General features: G+C 53.2%; 17 protein-coding genes. 12 read left to right on the top strand and 5 right to left on the bottom strand.

What is annotated here, in order from left to right:
* Window positions 1–115 precede the first annotated feature (115 nt).
* From mglB to QVF11_RS00905, 6 genes are all read left to right on the top strand, one after another.
* Window positions 116–1114 carry a galactose/glucose ABC transporter substrate-binding protein MglB gene (gene mglB / locus QVF11_RS00930; RefSeq protein ID WP_112213093.1) on the top strand — a complete coding sequence of 333 codons (999 nt, stop codon included), beginning with the start codon at window positions 116–118 and terminating at the stop codon, window positions 1112–1114.
* Between the two features lie 118 nt (window positions 1115–1232).
* Window positions 1233–2753, top strand: a complete 1521-nt coding sequence (gene mglA, locus QVF11_RS00925; protein ID WP_112213094.1) for a galactose/methyl galactoside ABC transporter ATP-binding protein MglA — start codon at window positions 1233–1235, stop codon at window positions 2751–2753.
* A 15-nt stretch (window positions 2754–2768) separates the two neighbouring features.
* Complete coding sequence (mglC, locus tag QVF11_RS00920) at window positions 2769–3779, top strand: galactose/methyl galactoside ABC transporter permease MglC (protein ID WP_110272400.1); 1011 nt, start codon at window positions 2769–2771, stop codon at window positions 3777–3779.
* 216 nt (window positions 3780–3995) lie between these two features.
* Complete coding sequence (locus tag QVF11_RS00915) at window positions 3996–4667, top strand: CsgG/HfaB family protein (protein WP_287854861.1); 672 nt, start codon at window positions 3996–3998, stop codon at window positions 4665–4667.
* Between the two features lie 72 nt (window positions 4668–4739).
* Window positions 4740–5096, top strand: a complete 357-nt coding sequence (locus QVF11_RS00910) for a DUF4810 domain-containing protein (protein WP_182207383.1) — start codon at window positions 4740–4742, stop codon at window positions 5094–5096.
* Entirely contained in the window at window positions 5093–5752 is a 660-nt protein-coding gene (locus QVF11_RS00905) for a DUF799 domain-containing protein (RefSeq protein ID WP_287854857.1), read from the top strand. Before QVF11_RS00910 ends, QVF11_RS00905 begins: the two co-directional genes overlap by 4 nt.
* A gap of 86 nt (window positions 5753–5838) precedes the next feature.
* On the opposite strand, the gene sanA is transcribed toward QVF11_RS00905, so the two are convergent.
* The 5 genes from sanA to QVF11_RS00880 form a co-directional block, all read right to left on the bottom strand.
* Window positions 5839–6555 carry an outer membrane permeability protein SanA gene (gene sanA / locus QVF11_RS00900; protein ID WP_112213096.1) on the bottom strand — a complete coding sequence of 239 codons (717 nt, stop codon included), beginning with the start codon at window positions 6553–6555 and terminating at the stop codon, window positions 5839–5841.
* A gap of 124 nt (window positions 6556–6679) precedes the next feature.
* Window positions 6680–7564 carry a cytidine deaminase gene (gene cdd, locus QVF11_RS00895; RefSeq protein ID WP_142512970.1) on the bottom strand — a complete coding sequence of 295 codons (885 nt, stop codon included), beginning with the start codon at window positions 7562–7564 and terminating at the stop codon, window positions 6680–6682.
* Between the two features lie 127 nt (window positions 7565–7691).
* A complete protein-coding gene (locus QVF11_RS00890; RefSeq protein WP_112213098.1) occupies window positions 7692–8387 on the bottom strand; it encodes a CidB/LrgB family autolysis modulator in 696 nt (231 codons plus the stop codon).
* Complete coding sequence (locus QVF11_RS00885; RefSeq protein ID WP_112213099.1) at window positions 8384–8782, bottom strand: CidA/LrgA family protein; 399 nt, start codon at window positions 8780–8782, stop codon at window positions 8384–8386. Before QVF11_RS00885 ends, QVF11_RS00890 begins: the two co-directional genes overlap by 4 nt.
* Before the next feature lie 121 nt (window positions 8783–8903).
* Window positions 8904–9821, bottom strand: a complete 918-nt coding sequence (locus QVF11_RS00880; protein WP_112213100.1) for a LysR family transcriptional regulator — start codon at window positions 9819–9821, stop codon at window positions 8904–8906.
* Between the two features lie 126 nt (window positions 9822–9947).
* Between QVF11_RS00880 and mhbT the strand changes: the two genes are divergently transcribed.
* From mhbT to dusC, 6 genes are all read left to right on the top strand, one after another.
* Entirely contained in the window at window positions 9948–11306 is a 1359-nt protein-coding gene (gene mhbT, locus QVF11_RS00875; RefSeq protein WP_142512969.1) for a 3-hydroxybenzoate transporter MhbT, read from the top strand.
* A 14-nt stretch (window positions 11307–11320) separates the two neighbouring features.
* Window positions 11321–12358, top strand: a complete 1038-nt coding sequence (gtdA, locus tag QVF11_RS00870) for a gentisate 1,2-dioxygenase (RefSeq protein WP_287854850.1) — start codon at window positions 11321–11323, stop codon at window positions 12356–12358.
* Window positions 12359–12382: 24 nt separating this feature from the next.
* On the top strand, window positions 12383–13081 hold the full coding sequence (locus tag QVF11_RS00865; RefSeq protein WP_287854848.1) for a fumarylacetoacetate hydrolase family protein: 699 nt from the start codon (window positions 12383–12385) through the stop codon (window positions 13079–13081).
* Between the two features lie 8 nt (window positions 13082–13089).
* Window positions 13090–13734, top strand: a complete 645-nt coding sequence (gene maiA / locus QVF11_RS00860) for a maleylacetoacetate isomerase (RefSeq protein WP_287854967.1) — start codon at window positions 13090–13092, stop codon at window positions 13732–13734.
* Window positions 13735–13742: 8 nt separating this feature from the next.
* Window positions 13743–14936, top strand: a complete 1194-nt coding sequence (locus QVF11_RS00855) for a 3-hydroxybenzoate 6-monooxygenase (RefSeq protein WP_112213105.1) — start codon at window positions 13743–13745, stop codon at window positions 14934–14936.
* 153 nt (window positions 14937–15089) lie between these two features.
* The gene (gene dusC / locus QVF11_RS00850; RefSeq protein WP_287854845.1) at window positions 15090–16037 is read left to right on the top strand and encodes a tRNA dihydrouridine(16) synthase DusC; all 948 of its coding nucleotides are present in this window, start codon (window positions 15090–15092) and stop codon (window positions 16035–16037) included.
* Window positions 16038–16157 lie beyond the last annotated feature (120 nt).

Raw genomic sequence — 16157 nt, 5'->3', positions numbered from 1 at the left:
CCCTACACGGAAGACCGAATTACAGTCGTGAATGTCGCTGTGCGGTAACATCAATGTAACACTCCCGCCAGCTATTTTCACACCAAAGACCCTGCATAATAAAACCGGAGATTCCATGAATAAGAAGGTGTTAACCCTGTCTGCTGTAATGGCTAGCATGTTATTTGGCGCCGCGGCACACGCAGCAGATACCCGTATCGGCGTGACGATTTATAAATATGACGACAACTTTATGTCGGTGGTGCGTAAGGCAATCGAAAAAGACGGCAAATCAGCGCCAGACGTCCAGCTACTGATGAATGACTCGCAAAACGACCAGTCTAAACAGAACGATCAGATTGATGTCCTGCTGGCAAAAGGCGTGAAAGCGCTGGCTATTAACCTGGTTGACCCGGCAGCAGCGGGCACGGTTATTGATAAAGCACGTGGCCAGAACGTGCCGGTGGTATTCTTTAACAAAGAACCTTCCCGCAAGGCCCTGGATAGCTACGATAAAGCGTATTACGTCGGTACCGACTCAAAAGAGTCCGGCGTGATTCAGGGCGACCTGATTGCTAAACACTGGAAAGCAAATCCGAATTGGGATCTGAATAAAGACGGTCAGATTCAGTTTGTACTGCTGAAAGGTGAGCCGGGCCACCCGGATGCTGAAGCGCGTACCACCTACGTGATTAAAGAGCTGAATGACAAGGGCTTTAAAACTCAGCAGCTGGCGTTAGATACCGCAATGTGGGACACCGCTCAGGCCAAAGATAAGATGGATGCCTGGCTGTCTGGCCCGAATGCGAACAAAATTGAAGTCGTTATCGCCAACAACGATGCGATGGCGATGGGCGCGGTAGAAGCGCTGAAAGCCCACAATAAGAGCAGCATTCCGGTATTCGGCGTCGATGCGTTGCCTGAAGCGCTGGCACTGGTTAAATCTGGCGCGATGGCCGGTACCGTGCTGAACGATGCTAACAACCAGGCGAAAGCGACCTTCGATCTGGCGAAAAACCTGGCGGACGGTAAAGAAGCGGCTGCTGGTACTAACTGGAAAATTGATAATAAGATTGTCCGCGTACCGTACGTCGGTGTTGATAAAGATAATCTGAGCGAATTCACCAGCAAATAGTAGATTAATAAATTGCGGGCGTACGTGCTGTACGCCCGATTATTCCTGATACAGAACTCGTCCCTGCGCGACGTTAATTCGTCGGCTGGGGTATGCACGCACGCAGCCAGGTATAACTATGGTCAGCAATAATAGCGAACGGTCAGGCGAATATTTGTTGGAAATGAGCGACATCAACAAATCGTTTCCTGGCGTCAAGGCTCTCGATAATGTGAACCTCAAGGTTCGTCCCCACTCTATTCATGCATTAATGGGGGAGAACGGCGCGGGCAAATCCACATTATTAAAATGCCTTTTTGGGATCTACCAAAAAGATTCCGGCAGTATTCTTTTTCAGGGAAAAGAGATCGATTTCCATTCGGCAAAAGAAGCCCTGGAAAACGGTATATCGATGGTTCACCAGGAATTAAACCTGGTATTGCAACGTTCGGTGATGGACAACATGTGGCTGGGGCGTTATCCCACCAAAGGCATGTTCGTCGATCAGGACAAAATGTATCGCGATACCAAGGCTATCTTTGATGAACTGGATATTGATATCGACCCGCGTGCGCGCGTGGGGACATTATCAGTATCACAAATGCAGATGATTGAAATTGCGAAGGCATTTTCCTATAACGCTAAAATCGTGATTATGGATGAGCCGACATCGTCGCTGACCGAAAAAGAGGTCAATCATCTGTTTAAAATTATCCGCAAGCTGAAAGAGCGCGGCTGCGGTATCGTTTATATCTCCCACAAGATGGAAGAAATTTTTCAGCTGTGCGATGAAATTACCATTTTGCGTGATGGTCAGTGGATCGCCACCCAGCCGCTGGAAGGGCTGGATATGGATAAGATCATCGCCATGATGGTTGGTCGCTCCCTGAACCAGCGCTTCCCGAGCCGTGAGAATACGCCGGGTGAGGTGATTCTCGAGGTGCGCAATTTGACCTCGCTACGCCAGCCGTCAATCCGTGATATCTCTTTCGACCTGCACAAAGGCGAAATTTTGGGTATCGCCGGGTTGGTCGGCGCTAAGCGTACCGATATCGTTGAGACTTTATTTGGTATTCGCGAAAAAGCCAGCGGCACCATTAAACTGCATGGCAAGAAAATTAATAACCATAGCGCCAATGAAGCGATTAACCATGGTTTTGCGTTGGTTACCGAAGAACGGCGTTCAACGGGAATTTACGCCTATTTGGATATCGGTTTTAACTCGCTGATCTCCAATATTAAAAAATATAAAAATAAGGTCGGACTACTGGATAACTCACGCATGAAAAGCGATACCCAATGGGTTATTGACTCGATGCGCGTGAAAACCCCGGGGCAGCATACGCAAATTGGTTCGTTGTCCGGTGGTAACCAACAAAAGGTGATTATCGGTCGCTGGCTATTAACTCAGCCGGAAATTCTGATGCTCGATGAGCCGACGCGCGGAATTGATGTTGGGGCGAAGTTCGAGATTTATCAGCTGATCGCTGAGCTGGCAAAAAAAGAAAAAGGGATCATTATTATTTCCTCCGAGATGCCGGAGTTGCTGGGTATTACTGACCGTATTCTGGTAATGAGCAATGGTCTTGTTGCCGGAATTGTTGAGACTAAAACCACTACGCAAAACGAAATTCTCCGTCTTGCGTCGTTGCATCTTTAAGATCAGGGGCTTCCCATGAGTGCGTTAAATAAAAAGAGTTTTCTCACCTATCTGAAAGATGGCGGGATTTATGTGGTTCTTTTAGTGTTACTGGCTATTATTATTTTCCAGGATCCGACTTTCTTAAGTCTGCTGAACTTAAGTAATATTCTGACTCAGTCTTCGGTGCGTATAATTATTGCCCTCGGCGTTGCCGGGCTTATTGTGACCCAGGGGACAGACCTTTCCGCAGGGCGTCAGGTTGGGCTGGCGGCGGTTATCGCCGCCACGATGCTGCAGGCGGTGGACAATGCTAATAAAGTGTTCCCGGAAATGGCCACCATGCCGATTCCGCTGGTTATCCTGCTGGTCTGCGCGATTGGTGCAGTGATTGGTCTTATCAACGGCATTATTATTGCGTATCTGAACGTAACGCCGTTTATCACTACCCTCGGCACGATGATCATCGTTTACGGTATCAACTCGCTGTATTACGACTTCGTTGGCGCGTCGCCGATTTCTGGTTTTGATAGCCACTTCTCACAGTTTGCCCAGGGATTCGTCGCGTTAGGGACCTTCCGCCTGTCGTATATCACCTTCTATGCGCTGATTGCCGTTTTCTTCGTGTGGATCCTGTGGAACAAGACCCGCTTTGGTAAAAACATCTTCGCTATCGGCGGCAACCCGGAAGCAGCGAAAGTTTCCGGTGTTAACGTCGCCCTGAACCTGCTGATGATTTATGCTCTGTCCGGTGTGTTCTACGCATTCGGCGGATTACTGGAGGCTGGACGCATCGGCTCGGCGACCAACAACCTCGGCTTTATGTACGAACTGGACGCGATTGCGGCCTGCGTGGTGGGCGGTGTTTCGTTCAGCGGCGGTGTCGGCACCGTATTCGGCGTGGTGACCGGGGTTATCATCTTCACCGTCATCAACTACGGTCTGACCTATATCGGCGTCAACCCATACTGGCAGTACATTATTAAAGGGGCGATTATTATCTTCGCAGTGGCGCTGGATTCACTGAAGTACGCGCGGAAGAAATAAGTTCGTGGCCTGATGAAAGCTGCCTTTGGGCAGCTTTTTTACTTTTCGCGGGTCTGGACCACGAAAGATGATATTGTTTTGAAAGTAGCTATTGGTTTTTTTATCTCAGAAATGCATTAATATTTTGTCAAAATGTAAACATATGTTTATATATTTTTCCTCAGGCTAGGGATATTATGCTCGGATGTTTTATTGATGATGGAAAGGATCTCATAAATGTTAAAGAAAGTGATAGCCGCAGTAGGCTTGGGAAGCCTCATATTATTAAGCGGTTGTGCGAAAGAATCATCCCGCTCTCTTGAAGTCGCTAAAGTTGCTACCTGGAATACCCCCTACCATGGCGCTCGCAGCCCAATTTCTGTCGGTAAATTTGATAACCGTTCCAACTATATGAACGGTATATTCTCCGATGGGGTTGACCGTTTGGGCAATCAGTCAAAAACTATTCTCATAACACATTTGCAACAAACCGGCCGGTTCAATGTTCTGGACCGTAGCAACATGGCCGAGTTACAGAATGAAGCCAGTATCAAGGGAACCAGCCAGACGCTGAAAGGCGCTGACTATGTGGTTACCGGCGATGTTACTGAGTTTGGGCGAAAAGAAGTCGGCGATCATCAGCTGTTTGGTATTCTGGGAAGAGGAAAGAGCCAAATCGCTTATGCCAAAGTGAACCTGAATATTGTGAATGTTCAGACTTCCGAAGTTGTTTTTTCATCCCAGGGGGCAGGGGAGTTTGAGCTTTCTAACCGTGAAGTGATTGGATTTGGCGGTACTGCGAGCTATGACTCGACCCTCAATGGAAAAGTGTTGGATCTCGCGATTCGCGAAGCCGTGAATAACCTGGTTGCGGGTATTGAAAGCGGTGCGTGGACGCCGGCAAAATAACGGCTCTGATTGCGATATTTCCCGTTTTTACACGGTGAGATATCGCTGTAAGCAATAATATGGATGTTAAAAATGAATATGATTCGCTCTGTTTTTATATTGCTTGTAGTAACCATATTGAATGGCTGCGCCAGCGGACCAAAGCCACTCTATAGCTGGAATGAATACCAACCTGTGGTTTATGAATATTACGCTCTGGATATGGGACCACAAGAGCAAATTGAGATATTAAAAAAAGACATTGAGAAAGCGCGCGCGAAGGCCCTTCCTGTACCTCCAGGGCTACATGCTCATCTTGGGATGTTATATATCAATACAGGCCATCCGGAACTGGCGAAGACAGAATTTGAACAGGAGAAACGGCTGTTTCCTGAATCCACCCAGTTTATGGATTTTCTGTTGAAGAAAATGCAGGGAGGCAAAGTATGAAAAAATTATATGTTTTGTGCGCAGGTCTATTGTTGTCCCTGTTGCTGAGCGGCTGTGCACCTAAAAAATCCTATGACTACACGGCATTCAGGCAAAGTAAGCCGAAGAGTATTCTGGTGCTGTTGCCGAAAAACGAATCACCAGACGTCAAAGCAGGCTATGGCGTGCTTTCTCAGGTTACGTTGCCGCTTGCTGAGTCTGGATATTATGTTTTTCCTGTTGCTGTGGTAGAGAACACCTTTAAACAAAACGGGGTTGTAAATGGCGAGGAAATGCATAGTGTCAGCCACCAAAAGCTTAGAGAGATATTTGGTGCCGATGCGGTGCTTTATCTTAAGGTAACGGAATATGGAACTTCGTACCAGGTTATCAATAGTGATACGCGAGTCTCCGTTTCTGGAGAGCTTGTGGATCTTCGTACCGGAAAATTGCTATGGAATGGTAGTGCGGTGGCTTCTAGCACCGAAAATGATGGCAGCGGAGGTTCGATTTTAGGCCTGCTTATTCAGGCAGCGGTTGACCAGATAGTGAATACAATGACTGACAGAAGCTATAAGATTGCAAGCATTGCTGACACGCGCCTACTCACCCCACGGGCACCAGATGGTATCCTGTACGGTCCTCGCTCGCCAAAATACGGTAAAGATTTGCAATAGAGGCTTTCTATAAATGACCGATGTGCTTTTCAGCATCGGTCATTGTTATTGCTTATTGAGAGTCGATATTTCATCGGATAGCAACATCACTTCTCTTTTTTCTGCAATTCCAGCAGCTGCTGCGGCGTGACCGCCGGATACGACTGAACGCCATCCGGGACTTCTTGCTGGGCGGGGATAGGGATCAGCGGGCCTAAAAAGCGCGGTTCGCGTTTAAAAAGATAGAGGTCCGCCAGCGCGCCGAAGCGAGCGCCGAACTCGCGCAGTCGCACGCTCCACATATCTTTCGGTGACGGCACCGCATAGCACTGCGCCTGAATCCCCATATGCAGGGCGATAAACAGCGCCCGCTCGCAGTGGAAACGCTGGGTAATAATAATAAAGTCGTTAGTGTCGAACACCTTACGGGTGCGCACAATCGAATCGAGCGTGCGGAAACCGGCGTAATCCAGCACGATATCCGCCGGATCGACGCCTGCTTTAATCAAATCGCGGCGCATGGTCATCGGCTCGTTATAGCTCTGCAACGCATTATCGCCGCTCAGCAGCAGATAGTTCACCTTGCCGCTGTTGTAGGCGTTCAGCGCGCCCTGAATCCGGTAGCGATAATATTGATTGATGACGCCGGTGCGGTAGTACTTGGCGGTGCCCAACACTACGCCAACCTGGCGATAGGGCAGGTCTTGTAGCTCATCGTAGATATAGGGAGATGTCTTCCAGCTCATCCAGCGGTCGAGGCCCAGCACGGTTAACAGCAGCAAGCCGAACAGGACTAACAGGCTGTATAACACACGCTTTAACATGGACTTGGCTCAATAGTGAACGAGGGAGCCTTCAGGCTACTTTACCCGCCGGGCAAGCGCAAGAAACCGTCGTTTAATTGCGGGGATTTTCAACAATGCGGGCCGTTTGGCCCGCAGTCTGTGATTAGCCTAACAGTACGCGATCGATATTATGGCAGCCCAGCGCTTTCAGCGTCGCTACGGTCGCATCCCATTGAATCAGTGTCGCGTCGGCCTTCTCGGCGAGAATAGCGCGCTGGATATCCGGGTAATCGTAGCCGTTGAGGCTCAGCAGATTGAGTGCGCCCTGTAACGGCGGCAGAGTCGGGTTAAAGGCCGCATTTTCGGCATAACTGCCGGTGAAAATAGTCCCGTCTTTCAACTCCAGCGCCACGCCGGATGGGGCCTTGCTGTAAGGCATATGGCAGCGGTTAGCCGCCTGAATCGCCGCCTGAGTCAGCGCGTCGCCGCTGAGCGGGAAGCCGTGATCTTGCTCATCCATCAACAGGGTTTTGATTTCCAGATCTTTCGGTCCGAAAGCGTCTGGCAGATAGTGCTGGAGCGAATGCGCCTCGCGACCCGGCAAATGAATACGCAGCGCCAGTCCGCTGTTTAGTTCGTTCATAAACTGACGGCAGTGACCGCAAGGGGTGTAGTTGACGGTAATCGCTTGCAGAGACTTTTCACCGCGCAGCCAGGCATGGCTAATGGCGCTCTGCTCGGCATGCACGGTCTGCTGCATGGTGGCACCGAGAAACTCCATGTTACCGCCGAAATACCAGGTTCCACTGACGCCTCGAGCCACCGCACCAACGTTAAAGTGAGAAAGGTCAGCGCGGGCGCAGGCCGCCGCCAACGGTAGCAGAGCAAAGGCCAGCGCGTCTTCATCCAGACCCGTTGCGCTTTGCAACGCTGCAACTTGCCCGGCGTTGAGCATCGCTGGAAAATGCGGGTCGGCCAGCATCGGGGCGATGGCCGCTTGCAGATCCGCCGCCAGTTGGGGAAGAACAGCTTGAAAACGTGGGTGCATAGCGTTGCCTCATAACAATGTAATGGAAATCTAGTGTACGGGTGGTTACAACCTGTATATGTGATAAACATCTCATTGTTTGTGCAACTTATTCATGTTGCATTGTAAAATGCGATTTGAATCACAACTATCCGACTATCGCCAAAATTATCGGAAACAAAAACGGTGCAATCAGCGAGGTGATAATCCCGCAAAGTACCAGCGCCAGCGAGCTGAACGCCCCTTCCTGATAGTCGAGCTCTGCACAGCGAGCGGTCCCTAATGCGTGGGATGCGGTACCCATCGACAGCCCGCGGGAGGCTTTGGTGTGGATACGCATCAGGTTCAGTAGGGTATGACCGAACACCGCCCCGAGAATACCGACGAAAATAACGCACACGGCGCTGATCGCCGGAATACCGCCAATGCTGCTGCTCACCGCCATGGCAATCGGCGTGGTGACCGATTTTGGCAAAATAGAAGCGGCAATCTGCGGAGTCGCACCCATCAGCAATGCAACGGTGGTGCCGGTGACCATCGCCACCACGCTACCAATAAAGCAGATGGTAATGATGGACTTCCAGCGGGCGCGGATCTGGTGCAGTTGCTCATACAAAGGAAAGGCGAGTGCAACTACCGCCGGTTGCAGCAGGTCGTTAAGAATTTTGCTGCCGAGGAAATAGCGCTCGTAGGAGATACCGGTTATCAGCAGAAAAGGAATCAGTACTACCATCGCCACCAGCAGCGGGTTGAGCAGCGGAAATTTAAACCGCGCCGCCAGCTTGCGGGCGAGGAAAAAGACCGCTAGCGTGAGCGGCAACGACCACCAGATTTCATGGATCATTTATCACGTCCTTTTTGCCCGACCACTTTGCGCTCTCCGTGAACCAGGTGCGAGCTCCAGCTGACCACCAAAAAGACCACCAGCGTGCTTATTGCACAGGAGACCACTACCGGGCCGAACTGCGCGCGTAGTAAATCCCAATATTGCATAACGCCTACGCCGATGGGCACAAACAGCAATGCCATATAGCGGATCAGAACATTGCAGCCGGGGTTAACCCACTGCGCGGGCATGATTTGCAACGCCAGTAAAAAGAACAAAATCAACATGCCAATAATGCTGCCAGGGATCGTTATCGGCAGAAGGGAGGAGATAAAAATACCGGCATATAAACAAGCATATATCAGCACGAAAGCGCGCAGATACTGCCAGACAATAATCAGTGATTGACTCATGGTAATAACCCTTGATGAACCATATTCATCATACAATTAAACCCAAAAATGTGCTACCGATCACATCATGAATTCTACGCATACCTGCGATAGAGATCTGGAACACTTGATCATACTGATTTCAGGGCGACGGCTGCAGGGATAGATAATGAAGAAAGCGGTTAAGTGCAAGTGATGGCGCTTCACTTTTTCGCCAGAACACGCCAACGCTACCTTTTTGTTCAATGCGCGGCAAATTAAGAATCACCAACTGGTGCTGCGCGGCGTAGCGCTGGGCCAGGCGCAATGAAAGAATCGATACCATATCGCTGCTTTGTAGCAGGTTGCTGGTGACGTTCATCGATGCTGATTCGATAGTGTTTTCCGGCAGCATTACGCCATTATCCACCAGCGCATTATCAATGCTCAGGCGAATCGGCGTACCGGTTGGCCAGACAATCCAGCGCCAGTGGGCGAGGTCGGCCCAGCTTAAGCGCAGTTTTTCTGCCAGCGGGTGGTCGGGACGGGCGACGAAGCACACCGGCTCGGTGTAGAGCACCCGGTAGCTCAGCGGCAGTTCCAGCGCTCGCCCGCCGACCCGGCCCACCACAACATCGACCACGCCGGCGAGCAGATCGTTGAGCAGCGGCGTCATCACTTTCTCTTCGATATTAAGATGTAGAGTCGGCATCTCTTTGAGCAGTTCGAGGATTGCCTGCGAGACGCAGTCGGTCGCCACCGGCGAACAGCCGATCATCAGGCTGCCAACCTGTCCACCCTGTTTAAAACGCTCAATTTCATACTGCGACCGCGACATATCGTTAATTAACCGCTGAGCATGCTGAAGTAATAGTTTTCCGCCTTCCGTCGTGCGCAGGCCCTTGCTATGTCGTTCAAACAGAGTGATGCCAACTTCGTCTTCAAACTGGCTTAGCCATTTGGAAAGGGCGGGCTGAGTGATGTTCATCATTTTAGCCACTTGCGTGAGGTTGCCCTGCTCCCCCAGCGCGACCAGCATCTGTAGATGGTGCCGCTTCAATTTCTGCGTCCAGTCTGCCATTGGCGATAACCTCCAGGTTATGTCTATGCCCGAAATACCATTGTACATTTCATTGCTTGAGTTACAAAATCGCAACATAAAAGAAATAAATACAACATCTACCCCTACCTGCACTGAGGCATAACGATGACTCAACGACTTGAATTGCAAACGCTATTGAATGCCGTACCGGTCGGAGCCCGCCAATGGCGCGTGATTATCTGCTGTTTTCTGGTGGTCATGCTGGACGGCTTCGATACCGCGGCCATTGGTTTTATCGCACCGGATATCCGCAGCCACTGGCAGTTAACTGCGGGTGACCTCGCCCCGTTATTTGGCGCAGGATTATTGGGTTTAACCGCCGGGGCGCTGCTTTGCGGCCCGCTTTCTGACCGCTTTGGCCGCAAACGGGTGATTGAGTTTTGCGTGGCCTTGTTCGGTTTGTTTAGCCTGCTTTCTGCTTTTTCCCCTGACCTTGAGACGCTGGTTATCCTGCGCTTCCTGACAGGACTGGGCTTAGGCGGCGCGATGCCTAATACCATCACCATGACCTCAGAATACTTGCCTGCCCGGCGGCGCGGGGCGCTGGTGACCCTGATGTTTTGCGGCTTCACCCTTGGCTCGGCGCTTGGCGGCGTGGTCAGCGCCCAACTGGTGCCGCTGATTGGCTGGCACGGTATTCTGGTGCTGGGCGGTGTTCTCCCGCTGATGCTGGCGGTGGCGCTGGTGCCGCTGCTTCCTGAATCACCGCGCTGGCAAATTCGCCGTCAGCTGCCGCAAGCGGTTATCGCCAGAACCGTTGGCGCGATAACCGGCGAGCGCTACAACGACGCCCATTTCTGGCTTGATGAGCCTGCCGCTGGTGCGAAAGGCAGCATTCGCCAGCTGTTTGCCGGGCGTCAGTTACCCATCACCTTAATGTTATGGGTCGTGTTCTTTATGAGCCTGCTGATTATCTATCTGCTCTCCAGCTGGATGCCGACGCTGCTTAATCATCGCGGGATTGATTTACAACATGCCTCGTGGGTCACCGCTGCCTTCCAGATTGGCGGTACCTTTGGCGCGCTGCTGCTCGGCGTGCTGATGGATCGCTTCAATCCTTATCGGGTGCTGGCGCTGAGCTACGGTCTGGGGGCGGTCTGTATCGTCATGATTGGCCTGAGCGAGAACGGCTTGTGGCTGATGGCGCTGGCGATTTTCGGCACCGGCATTGGTATCAGCGGCTCTCAGGTGGGTCTTAATGCGCTAACCGCAACGTTGTACCCCACGCAAAGCCGCGCCACCGGCGTGAGCTGGTCCAACGCCGTTGGTCGCTGCGGAGCCATCGTTGGCTCACTCTCCGGCGGCGTGATGATGGCGATGAATTTCTCTTTCGACACCCTGTTTTTTGTTATCGCAGTACCGGCCGTTGTTAGCGCCGTGATGCTTATTCTGCTGACGCTTGCCGTCCGCAACCCGACATCTGTACCTGCCGCGCTGCCTTCTGCAGGCATCGTGAATAAATAATAAGGAGAACGCTCATGTCCCGATCCACCACGGAAGCACACAACGGCCGTCAGCAGTTTTACCAGCATATTTCCGGACAAAACCTGACGCCGCTTTGGGAATCGCTGCACCACCTGGTGCCGAAAACGCCAAACGCCACCTGTGCGCCAGCTTACTGGAATTATCAGGAGATTCGTCCGCTACTGTTGGAAAGCGGTGAGCTAATTGGCGCGAAAGAAGCAGTGCGCCGCGTGCTGGTGCTGGAGAATCCGGCGCTGCGCGGACAGTCATCGATTACTTCATCGTTGTACGCCGGTTTACAGCTGATCATGCCCGGTGAAGTGGCACCGAGCCACCGCCATAACCAGTCGGCGCTGCGCTTTGTTGTTGAAGGTGAAGGGGCGTTTACCGCCGTCGACGGCGAACGCACGCAAATGCGCGCCGGCGACTTTATCCTGACGCCGCAGTGGCGCTGGCACGACCACGGCAACCCCGGCAATGAACCGGTTATCTGGCTGGATGGTTTAGACCTGCCGCTGGTGAACTATCTGGGCTGCGGCTTTGCTGAAGATTACCCGGAAGAGCAGCAGCCGATAACCCGTAAAGAAGGGGATTATCTGCCGCGTTATGCCGCCAATATGCTGCCGCTGCGCCATCAGTCCGGTAACTCCTCGCCCATTTTTAACTATCGCTATGACCGCAGCCGCGAAGCGCTGCATGACCTGATGCGTATGGGCGATGCTGATGAGTGGGACGGCTACAAGATGCGTTACGTCAACCCGGTTACCGGCGGCTACCCGATGCCGTCGATGGGCGCATTCCTGCAGCTGTTGCCAAAAGGGTTTAGTTCACGTGCGGCGAAAACCACCGACAGTACTATTTATCACGTGGTGGAAGGCAGCGGCCAGGTGACCATTGGCGAACAATCCTTCTCTTTCCAGGCAAAAGATATCTTCGTCGTGCCGACCTGGCATGCCGTCTCTTTTAACTCTGCCGAAGATACCGTGTTATTCAGCTTTTCGGATCGTCCTGTGCAGGAAGCTCTCGGCCTGTTCCGCGAAGCGCGTTATTAAAAATTAAGAATAAGGAAAAGACTCATGACTCAATATGTTTTTGCACCCCAGGCCCCGATTAGCGTTCCGGTTGTTGGCAGCGATGAGCAGTTTCCGGTACGCCGCGTTTACTGCGTTGGTCGCAACTATGCCGCCCACGCTCGTGAAATGGGCTTTGACCCGGATCGCGAACCGCCGTTCTTCTTCTGCAAACCCGCCGATGCGGTGGTACCGGTTGCCGCTGGGGAAACGCTGAACCTGCCATACCCATCGCAAACGGATAACTATCACTATGAAATTGAGCTGGTGGTGGCGATTGGCAAAAAAGGCAGCGATATCCCGCTGGAGCAGGCTCATGAATACGTTTGGGGCTACGCCACCGGCCTGGATATGACCCGCCGCGACCGTCAGATGGAAATGCGCCAGATGGGCCGTCCGTGGGAAATCGGTAAATCCTTCGACCTTTCCGCGCCGATTGCGCCGCTGCATAAAGCGGATACGGCGGACGTTAACGAGGCCGGAATTTGGTTGCAGGTCAATGGCGAAGATCAGCAGCGCAGCGATATCCGCCATCTGATTTGGTCGGTCAATGAGACCATCAGTTATCTGTCCGGTTTCTTTGAGCTGCAACCCGGCGACCTGATTTTCACCGGTACTCCGGAAGGCGTTGGCGCGGTGGTGAAAGGCGATGTCATCACCGGCAACGTAGAGGGACTAACGCCGATCTCCGTTCGCGTGGTGTGAGGTGAATGATGAAGCTGTACAGCTTTTTTAATAGTTCCGCGTCCTACCGCGTGCGGATTGCGCTGGCGCTGAAAGGCATTGACTACCAGAGCGTGGGCGTGAATATCCGCATTGGTCAGCAGAACGCGCTGGAATATCGGCGGCTGAACCCGGTTGGCCTGGTGCCGACGCTGATTACCGATGAGGGTGAATCTCTCGGTCAGTCGCTGGCGATTGCGGATTGGCTTGACCGCCACTATCCGCAGCCGCTGCTGCTACCGCAGGAGGATACCGCACGCATGCGGGTGCTGGAGATTGTTTATGCTATCGCTTGCGATATCCACCCGATTAATAACATGCGCGTTTTGCGCTACCTTGGCGACGAGCTGAAGGCGAGCGAAGAGGATAAAAAACGCTGGTATGCGCACTGGATCCAGCAGGGATTGAGCGCCGTGGAGCAGCTGTTGCGCCACGCCAAATCCGGCAATTTCTGCGTGGGTGATACGCCAACTTTGGCCGACTGCTGCCTGGTGCCGCAGTGGGCTAACGCTTTGCGAATGGGCTGCGATCTGAGCCACTACCCACGCTGTCAGGCGGTCTATGACGCCTGCACCCGGCTCCCGGCGTTCATCGCCGCCGCGCCGGAAAACCAACAAGATAAGATCCCGGCTTAGGAGGCAACATGGCAAAAGTGATGCGAGCAATCATTGTCGGCGGCGGTATTGGCGGGGCGGCAACGGCGCTCTCTCTGGCGCGTCAGGGAATCAAAGTTATGCTGCTGGAGAAAGCCCACGAAATTGGCGAAATCGGCGCGGGGATCCAGCTTGGGCCAAATGCCTTCTCGGCGCTGGATAGCCTTGGCGTTGGCGAAGTCGCCCGCCAGCGAGCGGTATTTACCGATCACATCACGATGATGGATGCGGTAAACGGCGAAGAGGTGGTGCATATTGAGACCGGGCAGGCCTTTCGCGACCATTTCGGTGGCCCGTATGCGGTTATCCACCGGGTGGATATCCACGCCACCGTCTGGGAAGCCGTACTGACCCACCCGGGCGTCGAGTATCGCACGTCGACGCAGGTGGTGGATATCCGCCAGACCGCCAACGACGTGACCGTTTTTGATGACAAAGGGAACTGCTGGACGGCGGATATCTTGATCGGCTGCGACGGCGTGAAGTCAGTGGTGCGCCAGAGCCTGCTCGGCGATACGCCGCGGGTGACCGGCCACGTAGTGTATCGCGCGGTGGTCGATGCCGCCGATATGCCGGAAGATTTACGTATTAATGCGCCGGTTCTGTGGGCCGGGCCACACTGCCACCTGGTGCATTACCCGCTACGCGGTGGCAAGCAGTACAACCTGGTGGTGACCTTTCATAGCCGCGAAAAAGAAGAGTGGGGCGTGCGTGACGGCAGTAAAGAGGAGGTGCTCTCCTACTTTAAAGGCATTCATCCTCGACCCCGGCAGATGCTGGACAAACCCACCTCCTGGCGCCGCTGGTCTACCGCCGACCGCGAGCCGGTAGAAAAATGGGGCAACGATCGCATTACGCTGGTCGGCGATGCCGCGCACCCGGTGGCGCAGTATATGGCTCAGGGGGCCTGCATGGCGCTGGAGGATGCGGTTACCTTAGGTAAAGCGCTGGCGGAGTGCGATGGTGATGCCGCCCGTGCCTTTGCGCTGTATGAATCGGTACGTATCCCGCGCACCGCGCGTATCGTCTGGTCGACTCGCGAAATGGGGAGGGTTTATCATGCCGCCGGAGTGGAGCGCCAGGTGCGCAACCTGTTGTGGAAAGGCAAAACCCAGAGTGAGTTTTATCGCGGCATCGAGTGGCTGTACGGCTGGAAAGAGGATAACTGCCTGGAAGCTCGTTAACCCGCAGTGCGTTTCTCCGGCGGTGCGATCTGCGGGCCGGTAGCCGGGACAGATGCGTAGCATCGCCTCCGGGAAAACCGACATCGCCCCTTTCAACCCGCCCCGGGAGGCGCTACCATAGCGCCTCTTTTTTTCCGGGCAATGATAAACAATATGCGTGTATTACTGGCGCCGATGGAAGGCGTGCTCGATTCGCTGGTGCGCGAGCTGCTGACCGAAGTGAATGATTACGATCTCTGCATCACCGAATTTTTACGCGTGGTCGATCAACTTCTGCCGGTAAAATCATTCTATAAACTGTGCCCGGAGCTGCATAACCATAGCCTGACGCCATCCGGCACCCGCGTGCGCGTACAACTGCTCGGGCAGTATCCGCAATGGCTGGCGGAAAATGCCGCCCGCGCGGTTGAGCTGGGATCCTGGGGCGTCGATCTTAACTGTGGCTGTCCGTCGAAGCTGGTCAACGGCAGCGGCGGCGGGGCGACGTTACTCAAAGATCCGGAACTTATCTATCGTGGCGCGAAAGCGATGCGTGAAGCAGTCCCGGATCATCTACCGGTGACGGTCAAAGTGCGTCTTGGCTGGGACAGCGGCGAGCGGCGCTTTGAAATTGCCGACGCGGTCCAGCAGGCGGGAGCCAGCGAACTGGTGGTCCACGGTCGCACCAAAGAGGACGGCTATAAATCGGAGCGTATTAACTGGCAGGCCATCGGCGAAATTCGTCAGCGTCTGACCATTCCGGTGGTCGCCAACGGTGAGATCTGGGACTGGCAGAGTGCTCAGGATTGTCTGGCGGCGACCGGCTGCGATTCGGTGATGATTGGCCGCGGTGCGCTGAACGTACCAAACTTAAGCCGGGTGATAAAATATAACGAACCGCGCATGCCCTGGCCTCAGGTCGTCGAGCTGCTGCAAAAATATACCCGGCTGGAAAAGCAGGGCGACACCGGCCTTTATCATGTTGCGCGTATAAAACAATGGTTAAGCTATTTGCGCAAAGAATACCTTGAAGCCACTGAGCTTTTCGGCGCGGTACGCACCTTGCAGGACTCAGCGAGCATTGCACGCACAATTAACGGCTGGCGTAACGAAACTATCTGACCTGCATCACATTTTTCTGTTTGTCCCGTTGAGGTTACCCCGCGGACAGTGAAATACTCACTACCGATTGTTACTGCTTCGGCAGGCAAAACCTGATTTCCTGGCATCTGTCGGGGTCAG

The organism is Klebsiella sp. (assembly GCF_027492335.1).
Lineage (GTDB): Bacteria > Pseudomonadota > Gammaproteobacteria > Enterobacterales > Enterobacteriaceae > Klebsiella > Klebsiella huaxiensis.
The sequence above is the reverse complement of the archived record's forward strand: the minus strand, read 5'-3'. Positions and strand labels throughout refer to the sequence as shown.